The following is a 20,776-nucleotide window of genomic DNA, read 5'->3' on the forward strand; positions in this document are numbered from 1 at the left end:
TCGGAGCTGCTCACGCAGACGAAGGGTGGAGCGCGGATGGGTGTCGAGATCTGTGTGGAAGGGCTGACCAAGTCCTTCGGACACCAGGTCATCTGGCAGGACGTCTCGCTGACGCTGCCCGCCGGGGAGGTCTCCGTGATGCTCGGCCCCTCCGGCACGGGCAAGTCCGTGTTCCTCAAGACACTCGTCGGGCTGCTCAGACCCGAACGCGGCTCGGTGAAGGTCGCGGGCCGGGACATCACCAGGCTGCGCGAGCACGATCTGTACGAGGTGCGGAAGCTGTTCGGCGTGCTGTTCCAGGACGGCGCGCTGTTCGGCTCGATGAACCTGTACGACAACATCGCCTTCCCGCTGCGTGAGCACACCCGCAAGTCCGAGTCCGAGATCCGGCGGATCGTGCTGGAGAAGATGGACATGGTCGGCCTGCTCGGCGCCGAGGGAAAGCTGCCCGGTGAGATCTCCGGAGGCATGCGCAAGCGGGCCGGGCTCGCCCGGGCGCTGGTGCTCGATCCGGAGATCATCCTCTTCGACGAGCCGGACTCGGGCCTCGACCCGGTGCGCGTGGCCTACCTCAACCAGCTCATCGTCGACCTCAACGCACAGACCGGCGCCACCTTCCTGATCGTCACGCACGACATCGCCTCGGCCCGCCAGGTCCCCGACAACATCGGGCTGCTGTTCCGCCGCGAACTGGTGATGTTCGGGCCCCGCGAAAAGCTGCTGACCAGCGACGAGCCCGTGGTGCGCCAGTTCCTGAACGGCCGGATGCAGGGGCCCATCGGCATGGCGGAGGAGAAGGACGCCGCCCAGGTCGAGCAGGAGCTGGCGCGTCTGGACGACAGCGCGCCCCAGGAGCTGACTCCCCGGCTGCTGCCGGGCCCGGGCATCACCCGCCCGCCCCGCTGGGAGGCCATCGCCAGGCGCGAGGCCGCACTGCACCGGAAGGAGGCCGCCGGCGCATGAGCCTGTCCCCCACCGCGCCACTGCGCCACTCGGGCAACCTGTTCGCACTGGCACTGGACGTCGTACGGACGCTGCCCCGACGGCCGTTCCAGGCGCGGGAGTTCATCCAGCAGGCGTGGTTCGTCGCGAGCGTCACCATCCTGCCCACGGCACTCGTGTCGATCCCCTTCGGGGCGGTCATCGCCCTGCAGATCGGCAGCCTGACACGGCAGTTGGGCGCGCAGTCCTTCTCCGGTGCCGCCTCCGTGCTCGCGGTGCTGCGCGAGGCGTCGCCGATCGTCACCGCGCTGCTGATCGCGGGCGCGGGCGGCACCGCGATCTGCGCGGACCTCGGGGCGCGCAAGATCCGTGAGGAGATCGACGCGATGCAGGTGCTCGGCATCGACCCGATCCACCGGCTCGTCGTTCCCCGCGTGCTGGCGTCCATGGTGGTGGCCGTCCTGCTCAACGGCCTGGTGTCCGTCGTCGGCGTCGCCGGCGGCTATTTCTTCAACGTCGTCCTCCAGAACGGCACGCCCGGCGCGTACCTGGCGTCCTTCACCACCCTCGCGCAGCTCTCCGACCTGTGGGCGGCCGAGATCAAGGCGCTGGTGTTCGGGGCGATCGCCGCGATCGTCGCCTCCTACAAGGGGCTCAACGCGAAAGGCGGCCCGAAGGGCGTCGGGGACGCCGTCAACCAGTCGGTGGTGATCACCTTCATGTTGCTGTTCGTGACGAACTTCGTGATGACCGCGGTGTACTTCCAGATCGTCCCGCAGAGGGGTTGAGCGATGCGACCTCCACGACCCCTGCGGCTCCTCGAGCGGCCGCTGCGCTCCCTGGAAGACCTGGGCGCCCAACTGTCCTTCTACGGCCGTTCGCTGGCGTGGACGGGCCGCACCCTGCGCCGCTACAAGAAGGAGATCCTGCGGCTGCTCGCCGAGGTCAGCTTCGGCCGGGGCGCGCTCGCCGTCGTCGGCGGCACGGTCGGCGTGATCGCCTTCATGTCGTTCTTCACCGGCACCGAGGTCGGCCTGCAGGGCTACGCCGCCCTCAACCAGCTCGGCACCTCCAACTTCGTGGCGTTCCTGTCGGCGTACTTCAACACCCGGGAGATCGCGCCACTGGTGGCCGGGCTCGCCCTGTCCGCGACGGTCGGAGCCGGCTTCACGGCCCAGCTCGGCGCGATGCGGATCAGCGAGGAGACCGACGCGCTGGAGGTGATGGGCGTGCCCTCGCTGCCGTTCCTGGTGACGACCCGCATGATCGCCGGGTTCGTCGCCGTGATCCCGCTGTACGTGATCGGGCTGCTGTCGTCGTACCTGGCCGCCCGCACCATCACGACCGGCTACTACGGGCAGTCGACGGGCACGTACGACCACTACTTCCACCAGTACCTGCCGCCCGTCGACGTGCTGTGGTCCTTCGGCAAGGTGATCGTGTTCGCCGTGCTGATCATCCTGGTGCACTGCTACTACGGCTACCACGCGAGCGGCGGCCCGGCCGGGGTCGGTGTCGCGGTGGGCCGGGCGGTGCGCACCTCCATCGTGGCGATCAACGTCCTGGACTTCTTCCTCAGCCTCGCGATCTGGGGCGCCAACACGACCGTTCGGATCGCGGGGTGAGCCGGTGCGAGCACTGAGACTGAGGTTGTACGGCGTCGCGTTCATCGCCGTGCTGGCGCTGCTGCTGTCGCTCGCGGTGGCCGTCTACCAGCAGGCGTTCACCTCCGTGGTGCGCGTGACGCTCCAGGCCGACAGCCTCGGCAACCAGCTGGAGCCGCGCGCCGACGTCAAGCTGCGCGGGCTGCTGGTGGGCGAGGTACGGGCGGTGCACGCGGACGGCACGAAGGCGACGCTGGACCTCGCCCTCAAGCCGCAGTACGCCACGTTCATCCCGTCGGACGTGCATGCCCGGCTGCTGCCCAAGACGCTGTTCGGCGAGAAGTACGTCGACCTCGTGCCGCCCGCCGGCTCCACCGCCCGGCCCATCCGCGCCGGGGACGTCATCGCCCAGGACCGCACGAAGACCGGCATCGAGCTGCAGCGGCTGATGAACGACCTGCTGCCGCTGCTGCGCACGGTCCAGCCGGGCGAACTCAACGCCACTCTCTCGGCGTTCGCCACGGCGCTGGAGGGCCGCGGCGACCGGATCGGCGACAACCTGACCCGGGTGGAGGCGTATCTGCGCCGCCTGAACCCGCATCTGCCGTCCCTCACGGAGGACATCTCGCGCTTCGCCGACGTCGCCCAGGTGTACGGGGACGCGGCACCCGATCTGATGGCGATCCTGCGCAACACCGTCACCACCAGCCGCACCCTCGTCGAGAAGAAGGACGAGCTGGCCGCCGCGCTCCGCACCACCGCGACCGTCGCGGACACCGGGCGGGACTTCTTCGAGGAGAACGGCGACCGGCTGATCACCCTCGGCCGGGTCTCCCGCCCCACGCTGGAGCTGTTCGCCCGCTACTCCCCCGAGTACCCCTGTCTCCTGCAGGGCCTGGTCCATCAGGAGCAGGTGTCCGAGGACGCGTTCCGTGGCGGCGAGATGCGGATCACCCTCGAGGTCGTCCGTCCGCAGGGCGCGTACAAGCCCGGCGAGGAGCCGCGCTACGCGGACCGCTCGGGGCCCGACTGCCGGGGACTGCCCCATCCGCCGGTGCCCGGGCCGAAACCCAAGCTCAACGACGGTACGTCGTCCGGTGGTTCGGACGGCGGCGCTCTTCCCGGAGGTGTCGACGTGTCCGCCACCCGGGCCGAACAGCGGGCCGTCGGCTCGCTCGTGGCTCCCGTCATGGGCGTGCCCGCCGACCAGGTGCCGCCCGTCGCGACCCTGCTGTTCGGGCCGCTGGCCCGCGGAACGGCGGTGAGCGTCGCATGAGGACCGCAGGAGCCCGGCAGACCGCGGCACCGCTGATCAAGTTCGGCCTGTTCGCGCTGGTGACGATCGCGGCGACGGCCCTGCTCGCGGCCACCATCGTCAACGTCTCCTTCACCCCCAAGGACACCTACCACGCGGTGTTCAGCGACGTCACGGGCCTGGAGAACGGCGACGACATCCGGGTGGCCGGGGTGCGGGTCGGCCAGGTCGAGGGCATCCGGATCAAGGACCGGACGCTGGCGGAGGTCACCTTCAGCGTGGAGGCGGACCGCCCGCTGCTCACCAGCACCCACGCGGTCCTGCGTTACCGGAACCTGGTCGGGCAGCGGTACATCGCGCTGACCGAGGGCGCGGGCGACGGCACCCGGCTGCGGCCCGGCGGCACCATCCCGCTGTCCCGGACCCAGCCCGCGCTGGACCTGAACGCGCTCCTGAACGGCTTCAAACCGCTGTTCGCCGCGCTCAGCCCGGACGACGTCAACCAGCTCGCCACCGAGATCATCCAGACCCTGCAGGGCGAGGGCTCCACCGTGAACAGCCTGCTCGCGCACACGGCGTCGCTCACCACGACACTCGCCGACCGGGACCAGCTGATCGGCTCGGTGATCGACAACCTCAACACCGTGCTGGACACGCTCGACCGGCGTGGCGCGCGCTTCTCCGCGCTGATCACCCAGCTGCGGCGGGTGATCTCCGGGCTGTCCGCCGACCGCAAGCCCATCGGGGACTCCCTGGTGAGCATCGGCGACCTCACCGAGGCCACCTCCGGGCTGCTCGAGGACGCTCGTCCGCCGCTAAAGGACGACATCGCCGGGCTGAACCGGCTCACCGGAACGCTGAACAGGAACGAGAAGACCGTGGAGGGTGTGCTGCAGCGGCTGCCGAACAAGCTGAACGCGCTGACGGGGACGGCGTCGTACGGCTCGTGGTTCAACTTCTACCTGTGCGACTTCGACGGCCGGATCGTGCTGCCGAGGACGAAGCAGATCATCACCCCCGACTTCCATGTGGCGCAGGCGAGGTGCGGCGCATGAGGACGCCCGTCACGCCCGGCAGGACCCGGCGCCCCGAGCCCCTGGTGAAGGTGCGGGTCCTGCCCCCGAAGCTGCCGACGGTCCGCCTGCTGCCCCGCAGGCCGAGCCGTCCGGAGCCTCTCGTGAAGGTGCGGGTCCTGCCTCCGAAGCTGCCGATGGCGGCCCGCCCCCTGCCTCGCCGGACCCGGGGCCCCGAGCCCCTGGTGAAGGTGCACGTCCTGCCGCCGAAGCTGCCCGCGATCCGGCTGCGCCGGCCGCGGCTGAAGCCGTTCCGCGAGCGGAACCCAATCGTGGTCGGTGCCGTGGGCCTCCTGACTCTCGCCCTGCTGACCGTCGCCGCGTTCAACGCCGACAGCCTGCCGCTGATCGGCGACGGCGAGACGTACGACGCGGCCTTCTCCGAGGCGGGCGGACTCAAGCCGGGCGACGAGGTGCGGATCGCCGGCGTCAAGGTCGGCAAGGTCGAGGGCGTCGACCTCGACGGCGACCACGTGAAGGTGACGTTCAAGGTCAAGGGCGACCCGGCGATGGGCACCGCGACGACCGCCGCGATCCGGGTGAAGACGATTTTGGGCGCCAAGTACCTGGCGCTGTACCCGAAGGGGCCCGGCCGGCTGAAGCCGGGCGGCGAGATCCCGATCGGGCGGACGGTGTCGGCGTACGACGTCGTGCAGGCGTTCAGCGATCTGACCACCACGACGGAGAAGGTGGACACCCAGCGGCTGGCGAAGGCCATGGACACCATCTCCACCACCTTCCAGGACTCCCCCGCCGAGGTGAAGGCCTCCATCCAGGGACTGTCCCGGATCTCCCGGACGATCGCCTCGCGCGACCAGGCCCTGGGTGACCTCCTCAAGCACGCGAACGGGGTCACCGGGGTGCTGGCCGAGCACACGAAGGACTTCTCCGCCCTCGTGAAGGACGGAGACAAGCTCTTCCAGGAGATCAGCGAGCGCCGCGAGGCGATCCACACCCTGCTCAAGAGTTCGGCGGCGCTGGGCATCGAGTTGTCGGGCCTGGTCGACGACAACCAGAAGGAGATCGGACCCGCGCTGCAGAACCTCGACACGTTCGTCCGGATGCTGGAGCGCAACCAGGCGAGCCTGGACCGCAGCGTAAGCCTGCTCGCGCCCTACGTCCGGCTGTTCACCAACACCCTCGGCAACGGCCGCTGGTTCGACTCCTACGTCCAGAACCTGGTCGCCGCCCCGGTGGTGCCGCGCACGGGAGGCTCCCAGTGAACAAACGCTTCCGGCAGGCCCTGGCCCTGCTCACCGTGCTGGCGGTGGTCGCCGTCGTCGCCGTGGTGCTGTGGCCGCACCCGCGTACGGTCCGCGTCACCGCGTACTTCCCGCGCACCGTCGGCATCTACCCCGGCTCCGACGTCCGCGTCCTCGGCGTCCGTATCGGCCAGGTCCGGAAGATCACACCTCAGGGCGACCGGGTGCGGGTGGACCTGGAGTACGACGCGGGACGGAAGGTCCCCGCGGGCGCCCAGGCCGCCATCATCAACTCGTCGGTGGTCAGCGACCGTTATGTGCAGCTGCTGCCGGTGTACCGCAAGGGCCCGGTGCTGCGGGACGGCGCCGTCATCCCCGAGTCGCGCACGGCCGTGCCCGTCGAGCTTGACCGGATCTTCGACAGCCTGCACACCACGGCCGACGCGCTCGGCCCGAAGGGCGCCAACAAGGACGGCTCCCTGTCGCGGCTGCTCGGGGTGAGCGCGGACAACCTCAAGGGCCAGGGCACGAACCTCAACCAGTCCGTCGAGGACCTCTCCCAGGCGGTCACCACCCTGTCCGACGGCCGGGGCGACCTGTTCGGCACCGTGCGCAACCTCCAGGTGTTCACTGCGGCGCTGGCGGCCGACGACCAGAGCGTGCGGTCGTTCAACGACAGCCTCGCCGAGGTGGCAGGGCAGCTCGCCGGGGAGCGCACGGACCTCGCCGCCGCGCTCAAGTACCTGGGGACGGCGCTCGCCGACGTCTCCGACTTCGTGAAGCACAACAAGACGGCACTGACCTCGGACGTCGAGGGCCTCAGCAAGGTCACCCAGGTCCTGGTCACGCAACGGGCCGCACTGGAGGAGCTGTTGGACGTCGCCCCGACCGGCCTGTCGAACCTGCAGAACGCCTACAACCCGTCCGCCGGCACCCTCGACACCCGCAACAACGCCCAGGCCCCGCAGGACCCGGCGTCCCTGCTGTGCTCCCTGCTGAAGACCACCGGTGACGCGGGCGGCAGGAACCCCGACTGCGCGCAGCTGCGGAAACTCTTCGACTCGCTGCCCGACCTTCCCGCCGCCCCCGCGGGCACGGGCACGGTCGACCGGACCCTCGGCGGAATCCTCGGGGGCGCGGCATGAGCGCGCGGCGCACGGGCCGGACGGTCGCGTGGACGGCGGCCGGTTCGCTGCTGCTGTCCGGGTGCGGGTTCAACGGCTGGTACGACATCCCGCTGCCCGGCGGCGCCGCCTCCGACGGCCACGCCTACCACGTCACGGTGGAGTTCCGGGACGTCCTCGACCTGGTGCCGCAGTCGGCGGTCAAGGTCAACGACGTCACCGTGGGCGCCGTCGAGAAGGTCGAGCTGGACGGCTGGCACGCGCGGGTGCGGCTGCGGGTGGCCGACTCGGTGAAGCTGCCGGCCAACGCGGTCGCCGACCTCCGGCAGACCAGCATCCTCGGTGAGAAGTACGTGGCGCTGTCCGCGCCGACCGGCTCCGCCTCCGTGGGCCGGCTGCGCGACGGCGACGTGATCCCGCTGTCGCGCAGCGGCCGCAACCCGGAGATCGAGGAGGTGCTGTCCGCGCTGTCCGCGCTCCTCAACGGCGGCGGCGTGGCCCAGCTCAAGACCATCACCGTGGAGCTGAACAAGGCCCTGGACGGCCGCGAGACGAGGGTCCGGTCGCTGCTGGAGCAACTCGACACGTTCCTGGGCGGCCTGGACCGGCAGCGCTCTCAGATCGTCCGCGCGCTCAAGGGCATCGACCGGCTGGCCAAGCGGCTCGGGACGGAGAAGGAGACGATCGACCAGGCCGTCGACACGATGCCGCCCGCCCTGAAGGTACTGGCCGACCAGCGGCGCGACCTGACGAAGATGCTGACCGCGCTGTCCAAGCTCGGCACGGCCGGCACCCGGGTCGTCAACGCCTCGCGGGACGACACCGTCGCCAACCTGAAGGAACTCCGGCCGATCCTTCAACAGCTGAACAAGGCGGGGGACGACCTGCCCAATTCCCTTGAGCTGCTGACGACGTACCCCTTCCCGCGCAACGTGGTCGACGCCGTGAAGGGTGACTACGTCAACCTGAGGATCACCGCCGACCTCGACCTGGCGGACCTGTACGGCAATCTGGCCGACAAGCCCGGCAAGGGCGGCAAGAGCGGCGGCTCCGGGAAGCAGCCGGTTCCGACGCCGTCCCTTCCCGGCCTGCCGAGCGTCCCGGTACCGGTGCCCACCGCGCTGCCCAGTACCCCGGGTCTGCCGAAGGTGCCGGCCCCGTCGGTCACCCCCTCCGCTCCCTCGGGCGGCGGCGGTCCGCTGTGCCCGCCGGTGTGCACCGCGAGCTACGGCACGTCCGACGGGGCGCGCCGTCTGCCGCCGGGGATCGACCTGGCGCTCGCCGAGCTGATGCTGAAGGGGATACTGCCGTGATCACCCGTATGGTCAAGGCCCAGCTGCTCGCCTTCGCCGCGGTCACCGCCGTCGGGGTGTCGTACGTCGGCGCCGAGTACACCGGCCTCGCGGACGACGTGCTCGGCCGGGGCTACACCGTCACCGCCGACTTCGCCGAGTCGGGCGGCATCTTCACCGGCGCCGAGGTCACCTACCGCGGGGTGCCGGTGGGCCGAGTGGGCGCCCTGCGGCTGAACGGCTCGGGGGTGTCGGTGGTCCTGGACATCGAGGACGGCGCCCCGAGGATCCCGGCCGACACCCTCGCGGTGGTCGCGGACCGGTCGGCGGTGGGCGAGCAGTACGTCGATCTGCAGCCCCGGCGCTCCGGCGGCCCCTACCTGATGGACGGCAGCCCGATCCCGCGCAGCCGCACCCGGACGCCGCTGCCGGTCACCGATCTCGTACTCAGTCTGGACCGGCTGGTGAACTCCGTCGGCAAGGACGATCTGCGCACCACCGTGGACGAGTTGGGCAAGGCGTTCGCCGGCACCGGACCGAACCTGAGCCGCCTGGTGGACTCCGGCAACCAGCTCGTCGAGTCGGCGTCCGACTCGCTCCCGCAGACGGTGTCACTGATCGAGGACTCGCGGAAGGTGCTCAAGACCCAGGCCGACAACGGATCGGCGATCAGGTCGTTCTCCCGCGATCTGGCCGCGCTCACCGCGCAGCTGAAGTCGAGCGACGGGGACCTCAGGCGGGTGGTCGGCAACGCGGCGCCCGCCGCGCAGGAGGTGGACTCCCTGCTGAGGTCCACCCGGCCGACCCTGCCGGTGCTGCTGGCCAACCTGATCAGCGGCGGCCAGGTCACCGTGGCCCGGCTGCCCGGGGTGGAGCAGGCCCTCGTCACCCTCCCGGTGGTGGTCGCGGGCAGCTACACCGTCATCCCCGGCGACGGCACCACCCACTTCGGGCTCACCGTGAACGCGAACGACCCGCCCGCCTGCACCCGGGGTTACGGAACCCAGCGGCGTGACCCCTCGGACACCGGAACGCGCGCAGCGAACACCGGCGCCCACTGCACGGCGCCGCGCGGCGGCGCCACCTCGGTGCGCGGCGCGCAGAACGCGCCCGGCGCGTCGTCCGGTTCGGGCGACGCGGACCAGACCGCGTACGTCACCCCGTACGACCCGGAGACCGGCACCGCGACCGGCCCGGACGGGACGCCCGTCGAGATCGGCTCGGCGGGCGGCGAACAGACCGTCTTCGGAAAGGAGTCGTGGCAATGGCTGCTGGTCGGACCGATGTCATGAGATGGGGACGCTCCCGGGTGCTCTCCGCCGGGCTCGTCGTCGCCACCGTGGTGACGACCGTGCTGTCCCTCTGGCTGGGCCTCCGGGTCGCCGACCGGCGCGCCGAGGAGCAGCGCCGGCAGGACATCCTGGCGGCGGCCCGGCAGTCGGCGCTGAACTTCACCTCGCTCGACTACCGGCACTACGACCGCGACAGCGGGAACGTGCTGAAGGGCGCGACGGGCGAGTTCAGGAAGGAGTTCGCCGCGCAGACCGCGGAGTTGACGAAGCTCGTCGCCCAGAACAAGTCGGTGTCCGAGGGGCAGGTCCTCGATGCGGGCATCGTCCGCTCCGACGCCGACTCGGCCCGGGTCCTGGTGGTCGCCGACAGCAAGGTGACCAACACCGCCGCGCCCCAGGGGCAGGCGCGCACCTATCGGCTGCAGCTGGACCTCGTGCGCGAGCACGAGCGGTGGCTGACCTCCGACGTCGAGTTCGTGGGCTGACCCACGCCACCAAGTTGAGGAGAGTGACCGTGGCGAACCAGACCACCAAGGTCCGCGGCGCCGGGACCCCCGCCCGACGCACCCTGACGGCTGCCGCAAGGGCGGCGGCCAAGCGCTCCGCACGGTCGGAACGCGAGGTGCCCGAGGACCGCGAGGAGCGGCACTCCTCGCGCACCCTGCTGATCGAACGCCCGGACGGCTGGGACGACCCGCCCGAGCCGAGCGCCGAGGAGGAGCCGGAGCAGGTCACGCCGGGGCCCGTACGCGGACGCAGGCTGCTGACCGCGGCGCTGTGCGTGGTGCTCGTGGCGGGCCTGGTCGCCGTCGCCGTCCTCGGATGGCAGTACCGGGAGGGCCGGCGGGCGGACCAGGCGCGGAGTCAGGCGCTGACGGCCGCCAAGGAGGCGGCACCTGTCGTGCTGTCGTACGACTACCGGCACCTGGACCAGGACTTCGCCCGGGCCCGCGGCCATCTGACCGGCGGCTTCCGTGACCAGTACCTGAAGACCACCAAGACGGTGGTCGGTCCCACGGCGGCGAAGTACCACGGCGTGGTGAAGGCGACGGTGGCGGCGGCCTCGGTGGTGTCGGCCGCGCCCGACAAGGCGGTCGTCCTGCTGTTCGTCAACCAGACCACGCAGAGCACCCAGGTGTCGGGATCGCGCCTGGATCTGAACCGGGTGCGCATGACGCTGACCCGCACGTCCACGGGCTGGAAGGTGAGCGCCGTCGACGCCCTCTGACCGACGCCCCCGCTGTGCCCCCCGCGCGGACCGCGCGGGGGGCACTTTTCGTGCGCGCTCTTGACAGTGTCCACCCCACACAGGCACGCTTCCATTACGCAGAAAGATAATTCCGCTATACGGAATTCAGGATCGTTCGATGAGAGCGAGATCCAGGGAGCGCCGCACGATGGGATTCGCAGACCAGCGCTACACCGTCAACCTCTCGATCCTCTTCACGGAACTCCCGCTCCTGGACCGCCCCGCGGCCGCCGCGGCGGCGGGTTTCACCGCGGTGGAGCTGTGGTGGCCCTGGGTCGACGCTCCCACGCCCGGGCGGTCCGAACCGGCCGCCCTGAAGAGGGCGATCGAGGACGCGGGCGTGCGGCTCACGGGGCTGAACTTCTACGCCGGTCAGTTGCCGGGCCCGGACCGCGGCGCCCTGTCGGTCCCCGGTGAGGAGTCGGGGAAGTTCCGCGCCAACGTCGAGGTGGCGGCCGAGTTCGCCGAGTCGCTGGGCTGCACGTCGCTCAACGCGCTGTACGGCAACCGCGTCGACGGCGTCGACCCGGCCGAGCAGGACGCGCTCGCACTGGAGAACCTGGCCCTCGCGGCGCGGGCGGCGGACCGGATCGGTGCGACGCTCCTGATCGAGGCCCTGAACAAGCCGGAGTCGCCGCTGTACCCGCTGGTGTCCGCTCCGGCCGCCGTCGAGGTGGTCGACAAGGTCGACCAGGCGACGGGACTGGGCAACGCGCGCTTCCTGATGGACCTGTACCACCTGTCCATGAACGGCGAGGACCTGCCGCAGGTGATCGAGCGGTATGCGGACCGGACGGGCCACGTCCAGATCGCCGACGACCCGGGGCGCGGCGCGCCGGGCACGGGGACGCTGCCGCTGGAGGACCTGCTCGACCAGTTGCGGAAGGCGGGCTACGAGGGCCGCGTCGGCCTGGAGTACAAGCCGGGCGACCGTCCGAGCGCGGAGACCTTCGACTGGCTGCCGGTCGGGGCCCGCGCCGCCCGCTGAACGGCAACTCCCAGACGTACCGCACAGCGAGAAAGGCACCCTTGATGACCGCACTCCCCAAGATCGCCTGGATAGGCCTCGGCATCATGGGCTCCCCCATGTCCGAGAACCTGATCAAGGCGGGCTACGACGTCACCGGCCACACCCTGGAGCAGGAGAAGCTGGACCGCCTGGCCGCCGCCGGAGGCACCGTGGCCGGCTCGATCGCCGAGGCCGTGCGGGACGCCGACGTGATCATCACGATGGTGCCGGCGTCTGAGCAGGTGGAGGCGGTGGCGTACGGCCCGGACGGCGTCCTGGATAACGCCCGGCCCGGTGCCCTGCTGATCGACATGTCCTCGATCACCCCGCAGACCTCGATCGACCTGGCCGCGGCCGGGCGGCAGAAGGGCATCCGGGTGCTCGACGCACCGGTGTCCGGCGGCGAGGCCGGCGCGATCGAGGCGGTACTGTCGATCATGGTCGGCGGCGACCAGGCCGACTTCGAGTACGCCGAGCCGATCTTCAAGACGCTGGGCAGGACCATCGTGCGGTGCGGCCCGCACGGCTCGGGTCAGACCGTGAAGGCCGCCAACCAGCTCATCGTCGCCGTGAACATCCAGGCGTGCGCCGAGGCCGTGGTCTTCCTGGAGAAGTCGGGCGTGGACCTGAGGGCGGCCCTCGACGTCCTGGGCGGCGGACTCGCCGGCTCCACCGTGCTGACCCGCAAGAAGGACAACTTCCTGCACCGCGACTTCAAGCCGGGCTTCCGTATCGACCTGCACCACAAGGACATGGGCATCGTCACGGACGCGGCCCGCGCGGTCGGCGCCGCCCTTCCGGTGGGCGCGGTGGTCGCCCAACTCGTCGCGAGTCTGCGCGCTCAGGGCGACGGCGGCCTGGACCACTCGGCCCTGCTGCGAGGCGTTGAGCGCCTGTCCGGCGCCCAGGTCTGACGCCGAGACCTCCGGGCCGCGTCGGCGCCGACACTTGTCCTGTCGCGCCCAGGCGCCGCCGCGGCCCGGACCCGTCCCGTGCCGCGCGCGGGGCCCAAGGACGGGCGGGGGCCACGGCGTTCCGCGAGCCAGTGCGGTGGTGAAGGTCCCTGGGGACTGCCCTCGGCCTGAGAGGGGGCCGCCCCGGAGCCGTCGCGTCCGCCGTGGCTGCCGCCACCCACGGGAGCGCCGGATACGGATCGTTCCGTATCCGGCGCTCTCCGTGTGCCAGGGTGCGGATCCGGCGCGGCCGCAGGAGGCTGAACTCATGGAACAGTCACCGCAGCATCCGCACATCGTGGTGCACGCCCCGGCGCTGGACGGCTCCCGGCGGGTCACCGAGGGCGATGTGACCCTCGGCGTCGCCTCCCACCTGGACGACGTCGTCGAGATCCTGCGCCTGGCCGATCTGGACCGGATCGAGGTCGAGGAGAGCGACATCGTCGAGTGGCAGGGCGGCGGACCCGAGGACTGGCCGGGGCTGTCGGAGCACGAGATCGAGTGAGGGCGTCTACGCAAGCAGGCGTACCCCCTCTACGCAATGCTCAAATGAACCTCTGAACACCGGTCAGGGGGCTTCAACCACCCCTGGTCATGGGGAGATTCTCGGCACACGGGGCCCGCCGGCACGGGGGCGGCGGGCCTCGCAGGGGGGTGTCGGCGGGGGGCCGCGGCCCGTGGGGGCGGGCCGCGGCGGTGCCGATCGCCGTACGGGGGCGCCCGGGCAGGCGCGGGTCGGCGGGACGACCAGCCGGCGCGCGGCCCGGACGGCGCATGACCTCACGGCAGAACCAGCGGGTCGGGGCGTTGCCGTGGGTGAAGCCCGGGACGGGCCGCCCCGAGCGACGGGTGGGCCGTGGCGCACCAGGAGTTCCCTCACCGGACGTCGCCCACCCTGTGTCGCAGGTGATGAGGTGGTCACCGGACCGGGCGGCGGGCGTCTCCCGGCATCGCAGGAAGGGCTGATCCGCCTTGGAACACTCCCCCCGAGGGATGCGCCTCCCCGACATGCCGCTGCACGATCCGTTCGTCGTCGCCGACGACAAGACCCGTACCTACTACCTCTATACGTCCAACGACCCGTCCGTCTCGGGCGTGGACGGCACCGGCACGATGGTCTACCGCAGCCACGACCTGCGCGACTGGACGCGCCCCGACGTCGTCTTCCTGACCGCCGAACAGCAGGGGATCTGGGCCACCGAGGGCGGGTGGGCGCCGGAGGTGCACGAATGGGGCGGCAGGTACTACCTGTTCACCACGCTGCACGACGAGAACAAGCCGCTCCCGGTTCCGCCGGCCGGTCGGTGGGGCACGCCCTTCCAGGTCGCGAACCACATGCGCGGCACGGTCATCGCCGTCGCCGACTCGCTGTCGGGGCCCTTCACGGTCATCGACCCGTCACGCCCCACACCGCCCGCGCACCTCATGACCCTCGACGGAACGCTGTACCTCGACCCGTCCGGGCAGCCCTGGATGGTGTACGCACACGAGTGGCTGCAGACCATCGACGGCACCATGGAAGCGATCCGGCTGACCCCGGACCTGTCGGGAACCGTCGGGGAGCCGGCCTTCCTGTTCAAGGCCTCGGACGCGTTCTGGCTCGGCGAGCAGATCCCCGGCGGCGCACCGCACCAGATCCCGCCCTACGTCACCGACGGTCCGCAGGTGTACCGCACCCCTGACGGATCCCTGCTCATGCTGTGGTCGACGTACGAGAAGAACGTGGCCGGCGACGACGGCACGATCGGCGGCGGCTACGTGCAGACCTGTGCCGTCTCCAAGTCCGGCACCATCGAGGGGCCGTGGCAGCAGCAACGGCCCCTGGTCCGCGAGGACAGCGGTCACGGCATGTTGTTCCACACCTTCGACGGGCGCCTCATGATGATCCTCCACCGGCCCTTCGAGAACGCGCGCGGGAAGCTGTACGAGATGCAGCTCGTCGGCCATGAGCTACGGGTGCTGCACCGGCGGGCCGACCTCGACGGTGGTGGATGATTCCGAGTACGCCCGAACGCCTCCGGTAGAGCACGCACCGGGTGGGGCGCCTGTTTCCGGAGGGTCCGGGTCCGTTAACCTCGCCCTCGCATGGGGGGGCATGGTGACCGAGGGCTCGGGCGCCGTGGCGACAGTGGGGCCTCAACCACCCGAGCCACCCTGAGCCTTGGGCCGTCGGCCGGATGCCACCCATGCCCCACCGTGAAGGAGGAATGGGTGGCTCAACACACCCTGAGGAGCGGATGCATCGCGGTCGCCGCGACGTTCGCCCTCGCTTCGGGGGTACTGCCGCTGACCGCGGCGACGGCCTCGGCCGACACCCCCACCGAGACGGTCATACCGGCCGCTCTGTTGCACAATCCGCCCGGCGACGTCGTCGTCTTCGCCGGCTCGGGCGGCTTCCTGCACCGGTCCGACAGCCAGTCCACCTTCGTTTGGACGAAGTATGCGGGTGGACCGGACATCCCGATGCCCGAGGTCAAGAGCAACAGCCCGATCCCCGGGTACTGGGGTGCGGGTTCCGACGTCGTCGCGAGCCCGGCGGCCGACGGGTACCAACTGCACGACATGGACTCCGGGACAACCACCGCGATCACTCCCGGGGCCGGCCAGAGCTATCTGGGGACCTTCGGCTCGCGCGTGCTGACGGTCACCAAGGCCGCGGACGGAACCGCTGCGGGCTTTGATGTGCTCGGCACGGCGGACGGGCAGCAGACCGACACTCCGGTGACCGGCTGGCCCTCGGGTGCCACACCCCAGGGGGTGGTGGCGGCAGGGGACGCCAACTCGGTGGTGCTGCGCTACACCGAGAGCATGAACGGCACCACCGAGAGCCGGCTGGCGCTGGTGGACCTGGCGACCGGTGCGGTCACACCGGTCGTCATGGAGGCACCGGCCCCCTACGCCCGCGTGGTGCTGTCCGACAGGTACATCGCCTGGTATTCGTGGTACGGCGCCGACGGGACCAGATCGGCGGGGCAGGTCCACGTCGTGTCCCGCTCCGCCCCCGGCGGACCCGAGAGCGTCATCCAGGTACCGCCGGCGCCGTTGGGCAGCGGGTACAGCAGCGCCATTCGGTTCATGGGCATCGCCGGCGACTCCCTGCTGATGACCTACTCGGTTTCGCACTCTGGTGCGTACACAGAGGACGATGTCCTCGGTTACCCGCTCTACGCGATGCCGTTGTCCGGCTCGACCACGGTCACCCCGGTCCTGGGCCACGCCAACATGAACACCGTCAGGCAGGGGCCGAACGGGGTCGTCGCCGTCGGCGGTTCGTCCGCCACCGACTGGGCGGCCCGCCTGTTCACCACCGGGCCGGACGGCACTCCGACGGGGACCCCCGTGGACTCGGATCCCGCCGAGCCCGCTCCCCTCGACGGCCTGGCCCTGGGCAACGGGGAGCTCTTCATGATCCGACGCCTGTCGGCCGGCGGAGACTATGTCTACGACCGGACCGTGCAGCTCGGCTCCCCGCCCTCCTACGGCGCCGAGGGGTACTTCGGCCAGCCCTTCGCGCCCACCGACTGCGACTCCACGGCCACCTGCAACCCGCCCGTCGCCACCGGCGACGGGAACATCTCGCAGCTCTGGTCCAACGCGAACGCCCAGGGCGACGCCGTCACGGTGCAGAGCCCCCACAGCAGTGCGGTCCTGGTCACGCCCGGCGCCACCGGCGGCACCCTGGTCGACGCCGAGGGCCGCTACGTGGTCTACGACGGCGGCTCCACGAACAAGCAGTACATCGGTGACGCGGACGCGGGCGGCAACAGCCACGTCCTCTTCAGCCGCCCCGTCACCGCCGCCGCGCTGTCAGGATCCACGGTGTGGGTCCCCGGAGCCACCCCGGGGACACTGACCCAAGTCGACCTCACCACCCGGCGCACCGTCCAGACCGTCGCGACCGACGCACCGTGCGTGCCGAGCGAACTGCAGGCCGCCGCCCAGCACTGGGTGTACTGGTCGTGCGGAGCATCGGGCCCGGCGGGCGTGTGGGACCTGGCCACCGGCAAGGACGTTGCCGTGCCCGCCCATCTCGCCCAGCTCGGGGACGGGTTCGTCGTCGAGCACGACACGGCGGCGGGCAAGCTCACGCTCACCGACGTGCACATCGACACCGCGACCACCACCGATCTGGCCGACCTGCCCGGCGGGCCGGTCGCGGACGACCGCAGGGTGTCCTGGGCCGTCGACAAGTACCAGGGCGGCGTCGCCTACGTGGACAGCGGGAAGAACATCCACCTCGTCGACCCGCACGTCCCCGCCTCGACCCCTGCCCCGGCCGCAGGCACCTTCATGTACCCCGGGCAGCACCTGTCCCCGGGGCACAGCCTGAGCAGCTCCACGATGACGCTGACCATGCAGACGGACGGCAACCTCGTGGCGTACCTGAAGACCGGCAAGGGCGCCGGCCAGGCGGTCTGGTCGAGCCGGACGAGCGGCAACTCGGGTGCGTACGCGGTGATGCAGGCGGACGGCAACCTGGTCGTCTACAAGAGCGGCGGCGGCTCCGGCACGGGCGGCGCCCTGTGGTCGAGCCGGACGTACGACAACCCGGGTGCGTACGCCACCGTCCAGGACGACGGCAACATCGTCGTCTACGCGAAGGCCAGCACCTCGCCCCTGTGGTCGAGCGGCACCTACGCCCGGCGCCAGACCATCGCCTCCGGCACCACCCTCAAGCCCGGCTGGTGGACCAAGGGCACCTACACCCGTCTGGTCATGCAGATGGACGGCAACCTGGTGATGTACCGCCGGCGTGACGGCGCCGCCATCTGGTCGAGCCGGAGCTACGGCCACCCGGGCGCGTACGCGGTGATGCAGACGGACGGCAACTTCGTCGTCTACAAGAGCACCGGGGGTCCCGGCAAGGGCGGCGCCTTGTGGTCCACCGGCACCTACCACAACACCGGCGCCTACGCCGTCATGCAGAACGACGGCAACCTGGTCGTCTACAAGAGCACCGGGGGCACCGGCAAGGGCGGCGCCCTCTGGGCCACCGGCACCACGACGACGTCGCGGTGACCACGTCCTGACCCAGGTCGCGTTCAGCACGGGGCCGCGGGCAACCGCGGCCCCGTCCGCGTTCGGAAGCGCGACTAGACGCTCTCCTCGAACTCCACGACCTCGCTGATGTCGTTGGTGGTCGACATGGAGATGTCGGTGACGCGCTCCAGGATCGCCTCGACGACCACGGGCACCCGGTACTCGGCGGCGAGCTTCTTGGCCTGTTCGAAGGCCGGGGCCAGGTCGTCGGGGTCCGTCACCCGGATCGCCTTGCAGCCGAGGCCCTCGGCGACCTTGACGTGGTCGACACCGTAGACGCCCAGTTCGGGTGAGTTGATGTTCTCGAACTCCAGCTTGACCTGGAAGTCCATGTCGAAGGCCCGCTGTGCCTGACGGATCAGGCCGAGGTAGGAGTTGTTCACGAGGACGTGGATGTACGGGATCCTGTGCTGGGCGCCGACCGCCAACTCCTCGATCATGAACTGGAAGTCGTAGTCGCCGGACAGCGCGACCACGGACGCTTCCGGGTCGGCCTTCGCCACCCCCAGTGCGGCCGGGATGGTCCAGCCGAGGGGGCCCGCCTGGCCGCAGTTGATCCAGTGCCGCGGGCGGTACACGTGCAGCATCTGGGCGCCGGCGATCTGGGAGAGGCCGATCGCCGTCACATACCGCGTCTCGGGGCCGAAGGCCTTGTTCATCTCCTCGTAGACGCGTTGCGGTTTGATCGGGATGTCGTCGAAGTGCGTACGGCGCTTCAGGCGGGCCTTCTTCTCCCGCGCGGCGGCGGCCCAGGCGGAGCGGTCGGGGAGCCTTCCGGCCCGCTTCAGCTCCTCGGCCACCTCGACGAACAGGCCCAGGGCCGCCTTCGCGTCGGAGGCGATGCCGTAGTCGGGGGCGAAGATCCTGCCGATCTGGGTGGGTTCGATGTCGACGTGGACGAATGTCCGCCCGCCCTTGTAGACATCGAGGCGCCCGGTGTGGCGGTTGGCCCAGCGGTTGCCGATGCCCAGGACGAAGTCGGACTCCAGGAAGGTCGCGTTGCCGTACCGGTGCGAGGTCTGCAGGCCGACCATGCCGGCGTGCAGCTCGTGGTCGTCGGGGATGGCTCCCCAGCCCATCAGGGTGGGGACGACCGGAGTGTCCGTCAGTTCCGCGAATTGCACGAGGAGTTCGGTTGCGTCGGCGTTGATGACGCCGCCCCCGGCGACGATCAGCGGGCGTTCGGAGGCGTTCAGCAGTACGAGCGCCTTCTCGATCTGGGCCCGGGTCGCGGCGGGCCTGTAGACCGGCAGCGGCTCGTACGTCTCCGGGTCGAACTCGATCTCGGTGAGCTGGACGTCGACCGGCAGGTCGATCAGGACGGGCCCGGGGCGGCCGGAGCGCATCAGGTGGAACGCCTGCTGGAAGACGCCCGGCACCTGCGCGGCCTCCAGCACGGTGACGGCCATCTTCGTCACGGGCGCGGCGATCGACGCGATGTCGACGGCCTGGAAGTCCTCCTTGTGGAGCACCGCGGTCGGGGCCTGGCCGGTGATGCAGAGGATCGGGATCGAGTCGCCGGTGGCCGAGTAGAGCCCGGTGATCATGTCGGTGCCGGCCGGGCCGGAGGTCCCGATGCACACGCCGATGTTGCCGGGGTGAGTACGGGTATAGCCCTCCGCCATGTGGGACGCGCCCTCGACATGGCGGGCCAGGGTGTGGTGGATGCCGCCGGACGCTTTCAGGGCGGCGTAGAAGGGGTTGATCGCCGCGCCCGGAACCCCGAACGCGTCCCGGACGCCCTCACGTTTGAGGATTTCGACTGCCGCGCGGGCAGCGGTCATACGAGCCATGGAGTACTCCTGCTTCGGCTGTCGGACTCGCGCTCCCGTCGCGCCCCGCGGTGAGCACCAATGCGCCTGTCGGTCCTTTTTCCGTCTGGCAGATTCCGTATGACGGAATCTTCTTTCTGCTATCTGGAAGCAATGTAGGCATGGCGGGGGGAGCCGTCAAGAGACGGCCCTTCAGGCGTGCGCGATCGCCGAAGTCGGGGACAAGTGGGCATCCGCGGAAGCACGATGGGAGCCATGTCCGAGAGCGTGCCGGTGTCCTGTCCGGTCTGCCGGCGCGAGCACGTCTACGCCGCGCCGTCGTATCCGTGCGTGTGCGGCGCGCCCGTCGCCCCGCCGCTGAACCGCCTCTCGCGGCCCTCCGTGGTCACCCACCGCACCTGGGACGACGGCTGGGTCGCGGTCCGCTGCGGGAGTTGCGGCCGCGAGGGTCAGTGGCCCTGCCCGGAGCTGGACTGCCCGTGCGGGACGATCCTCCGCGTCCCGGTGAGCGGGGCCACGGCGAGCGGGGCGCCACACCCTGGTTCCGCCGGGGACGGCGCGGGCGGTCGGCGTGCGCCGAGTCCCGTCTTCCAGCCCGTCACCATCCGCACGGCGGCCGACGCCATCGGCGCAGCCGCGCTCTGTCTGCGCCGGCTCGGCCACCACGACGTCCGGCGCGCCGAGGAGCGTCCGCCCAGCGGAGTCCTGCTGACGGCGGAGGGGATGCGGGCGCTGGTGGAGCCGACTGTGCGTCCGGCGTCGCTGCGGGACGTGGAGTGCCTGTGGCTCACCGCCCTGTCGGAGTCCGCACGCTGCGTGTGCTTCTCACTGGCGGGATACGCCGACGCCGCCCGCGCCGGCGCCGACCGCCTCGGCGTCCCGCTCTTCGTCCTCGATCTCACCGGCACGCCCCAGCCGGTGAACAGGCAGGCCGACGATCTGGCCGCCGGCCTGGCCTGAACCCTCCCT

General features: G+C 70.8%; 18 protein-coding genes. 17 read left to right on the top strand and 1 reads right to left on the bottom strand.

Annotated elements, in window-relative coordinates:
- The first annotated feature begins 36 nt into the window (after nucleotides 1-36).
- The 16 genes from ACIRC0_RS05575 (at nucleotide 37) to ACIRC0_RS05650 (ending at nucleotide 18,014) form a co-directional block, all read left to right on the top strand.
- Nucleotides 37-963, top strand: a complete 927-nt coding sequence (locus ACIRC0_RS05575; RefSeq protein WP_403611573.1) for an ABC transporter ATP-binding protein — start codon at nucleotides 37-39, stop codon at nucleotides 961-963.
- Entirely contained in the window at nucleotides 960-1,730 is a 771-nt protein-coding gene (locus tag ACIRC0_RS05580) for an ABC transporter permease (RefSeq protein WP_200418148.1), read from the top strand. Before ACIRC0_RS05575 ends, ACIRC0_RS05580 begins: the two co-directional genes overlap by 4 nt.
- A 3-nt stretch (nucleotides 1,731-1,733) precedes the next feature.
- Nucleotides 1,734-2,567, top strand: a complete 834-nt coding sequence (locus ACIRC0_RS05585; protein ID WP_103842448.1) for an ABC transporter permease — start codon at nucleotides 1,734-1,736, stop codon at nucleotides 2,565-2,567.
- A 4-nt stretch (nucleotides 2,568-2,571) separates the two neighbouring features.
- Nucleotides 2,572-3,822 (top strand): MCE family protein, encoded by a 1,251-nt coding sequence (locus ACIRC0_RS05590; RefSeq protein WP_403611577.1) that lies wholly within the window; start codon nucleotides 2,572-2,574, stop codon nucleotides 3,820-3,822.
- Nucleotides 3,819-4,856 (top strand): MCE family protein, encoded by a 1,038-nt coding sequence (locus ACIRC0_RS05595; protein ID WP_403611579.1) that lies wholly within the window; start codon nucleotides 3,819-3,821, stop codon nucleotides 4,854-4,856. Before ACIRC0_RS05590 ends, ACIRC0_RS05595 begins: the two co-directional genes overlap by 4 nt.
- 260 nt (nucleotides 4,857-5,116) lie before the next feature.
- Entirely contained in the window at nucleotides 5,117-6,097 is a 981-nt protein-coding gene (locus ACIRC0_RS05600) for an MCE family protein (RefSeq protein ID WP_403612732.1), read from the top strand.
- Nucleotides 6,098-6,117: 20 nt separating this feature from the next.
- Nucleotides 6,118-7,221 (top strand): MCE family protein, encoded by a 1,104-nt coding sequence (locus ACIRC0_RS05605; RefSeq protein ID WP_403612734.1) that lies wholly within the window; start codon nucleotides 6,118-6,120, stop codon nucleotides 7,219-7,221.
- A complete protein-coding gene (locus ACIRC0_RS05610; RefSeq protein WP_403611582.1) occupies nucleotides 7,218-8,513 on the top strand; it encodes an MCE family protein in 1,296 nt (431 codons plus the stop codon). The genes ACIRC0_RS05605 and ACIRC0_RS05610 overlap by 4 nt, the downstream gene beginning before the upstream one ends.
- Nucleotides 8,510-9,784 (top strand): MCE family protein, encoded by a 1,275-nt coding sequence (locus ACIRC0_RS05615; protein WP_403611585.1) that lies wholly within the window; start codon nucleotides 8,510-8,512, stop codon nucleotides 9,782-9,784. Before ACIRC0_RS05610 ends, ACIRC0_RS05615 begins: the two co-directional genes overlap by 4 nt.
- Nucleotides 9,757-10,269: a hypothetical protein gene (locus tag ACIRC0_RS05620; RefSeq protein WP_403611587.1), complete on the top strand. Its 513-nt coding sequence runs from the start codon at nucleotides 9,757-9,759 to the stop codon at nucleotides 10,267-10,269. Before ACIRC0_RS05615 ends, ACIRC0_RS05620 begins: the two co-directional genes overlap by 28 nt.
- Before the next feature lie 29 nt (nucleotides 10,270-10,298).
- Nucleotides 10,299-11,012 (top strand): hypothetical protein, encoded by a 714-nt coding sequence (locus tag ACIRC0_RS05625; protein ID WP_403611589.1) that lies wholly within the window; start codon nucleotides 10,299-10,301, stop codon nucleotides 11,010-11,012.
- 169 nt (nucleotides 11,013-11,181) lie between these two features.
- Complete coding sequence (locus ACIRC0_RS05630; RefSeq protein ID WP_403611592.1) at nucleotides 11,182-12,021, top strand: TIM barrel protein; 840 nt, start codon at nucleotides 11,182-11,184, stop codon at nucleotides 12,019-12,021.
- 44 nt (nucleotides 12,022-12,065) lie between these two features.
- Nucleotides 12,066-12,956 carry a 2-hydroxy-3-oxopropionate reductase gene (locus ACIRC0_RS05635; RefSeq protein WP_403611595.1) on the top strand — a complete coding sequence of 297 codons (891 nt, stop codon included), beginning with the start codon at nucleotides 12,066-12,068 and terminating at the stop codon, nucleotides 12,954-12,956.
- Between the two features lie 307 nt (nucleotides 12,957-13,263).
- Entirely contained in the window at nucleotides 13,264-13,500 is a 237-nt protein-coding gene (locus tag ACIRC0_RS05640) for a hypothetical protein (protein ID WP_403611598.1), read from the top strand.
- A 488-nt stretch (nucleotides 13,501-13,988) separates the two neighbouring features.
- Nucleotides 13,989-14,990, top strand: a complete 1,002-nt coding sequence (locus ACIRC0_RS05645; RefSeq protein ID WP_403611601.1) for a glycoside hydrolase family 43 protein — start codon at nucleotides 13,989-13,991, stop codon at nucleotides 14,988-14,990.
- A gap of 216 nt (nucleotides 14,991-15,206) precedes the next feature.
- The gene (locus ACIRC0_RS05650; RefSeq protein WP_403611604.1) at nucleotides 15,207-18,014 is read left to right on the top strand and encodes a hypothetical protein; all 2,808 of its coding nucleotides are present in this window, start codon (nucleotides 15,207-15,209) and stop codon (nucleotides 18,012-18,014) included.
- Nucleotides 18,015-18,088: 74 nt separating this feature from the next.
- Here ACIRC0_RS05650 and gcl read toward each other — a convergent pair whose 3' ends face one another.
- On the bottom strand, nucleotides 18,089-19,828 hold the full coding sequence (gene gcl, locus ACIRC0_RS05655; RefSeq protein ID WP_403611607.1) for a glyoxylate carboligase: 1,740 nt from the start codon (nucleotides 19,826-19,828) through the stop codon (nucleotides 18,089-18,091).
- A gap of 225 nt (nucleotides 19,829-20,053) precedes the next feature.
- On the opposite strand from gcl, the gene ACIRC0_RS05660 reads away from it, so the two are divergent.
- Nucleotides 20,054-20,767 (top strand): hypothetical protein, encoded by a 714-nt coding sequence (locus tag ACIRC0_RS05660; protein ID WP_403611610.1) that lies wholly within the window; start codon nucleotides 20,054-20,056, stop codon nucleotides 20,765-20,767.
- Nucleotides 20,768-20,776: the final 9 nt, after the last annotated feature.

The sequence above is a fragment of the Streptomyces sp. NPDC093984 genome (genome assembly GCF_044764595.1).
GTDB lineage: Bacteria > Actinomycetota > Actinomycetes > Streptomycetales > Streptomycetaceae > Streptomyces > Streptomyces cynarae.

Bases quoted from the DNA above. Each gene is read 5' to 3' on its own strand.
- ACIRC0_RS05575 (WP_403611573.1), top strand. From the start codon at position 37: ATGGGTGTCGAGATCTGTGTGGAAGGGCTGACCAAGTCCTTCGGACAC.
- ACIRC0_RS05580 (WP_200418148.1), top strand. From the start codon at position 960: ATGAGCCTGTCCCCCACCGCGCCACTGCGCCACTCGGGCAACCTGTTC.
- ACIRC0_RS05585 (WP_103842448.1), top strand. From the start codon at position 1,734: ATGCGACCTCCACGACCCCTGCGGCTCCTCGAGCGGCCGCTGCGCTCC.
- ACIRC0_RS05595 (WP_403611579.1), top strand. From the start codon at position 3,819: ATGAGGACCGCAGGAGCCCGGCAGACCGCGGCACCGCTGATCAAGTTC.
- ACIRC0_RS05610 (WP_403611582.1), top strand. From the start codon at position 7,218: ATGAGCGCGCGGCGCACGGGCCGGACGGTCGCGTGGACGGCGGCCGGT.
- ACIRC0_RS05620 (WP_403611587.1), top strand. From the start codon at position 9,757: ATGGCTGCTGGTCGGACCGATGTCATGAGATGGGGACGCTCCCGGGTG.
- ACIRC0_RS05630 (WP_403611592.1), top strand. From the start codon at position 11,182: ATGGGATTCGCAGACCAGCGCTACACCGTCAACCTCTCGATCCTCTTC.
- ACIRC0_RS05635 (WP_403611595.1), top strand. From the start codon at position 12,066: ATGACCGCACTCCCCAAGATCGCCTGGATAGGCCTCGGCATCATGGGC.
- ACIRC0_RS05640 (WP_403611598.1), top strand. From the start codon at position 13,264: ATGGAACAGTCACCGCAGCATCCGCACATCGTGGTGCACGCCCCGGCG.
- ACIRC0_RS05645 (WP_403611601.1), top strand. From the start codon at position 13,989: ATGCGCCTCCCCGACATGCCGCTGCACGATCCGTTCGTCGTCGCCGAC.
- gcl (WP_403611607.1), bottom strand. From the start codon at position 19,828: ATGGCTCGTATGACCGCTGCCCGCGCGGCAGTCGAAATCCTCAAACGT.
- ACIRC0_RS05660 (WP_403611610.1), top strand. From the start codon at position 20,054: ATGGGAGCCATGTCCGAGAGCGTGCCGGTGTCCTGTCCGGTCTGCCGG.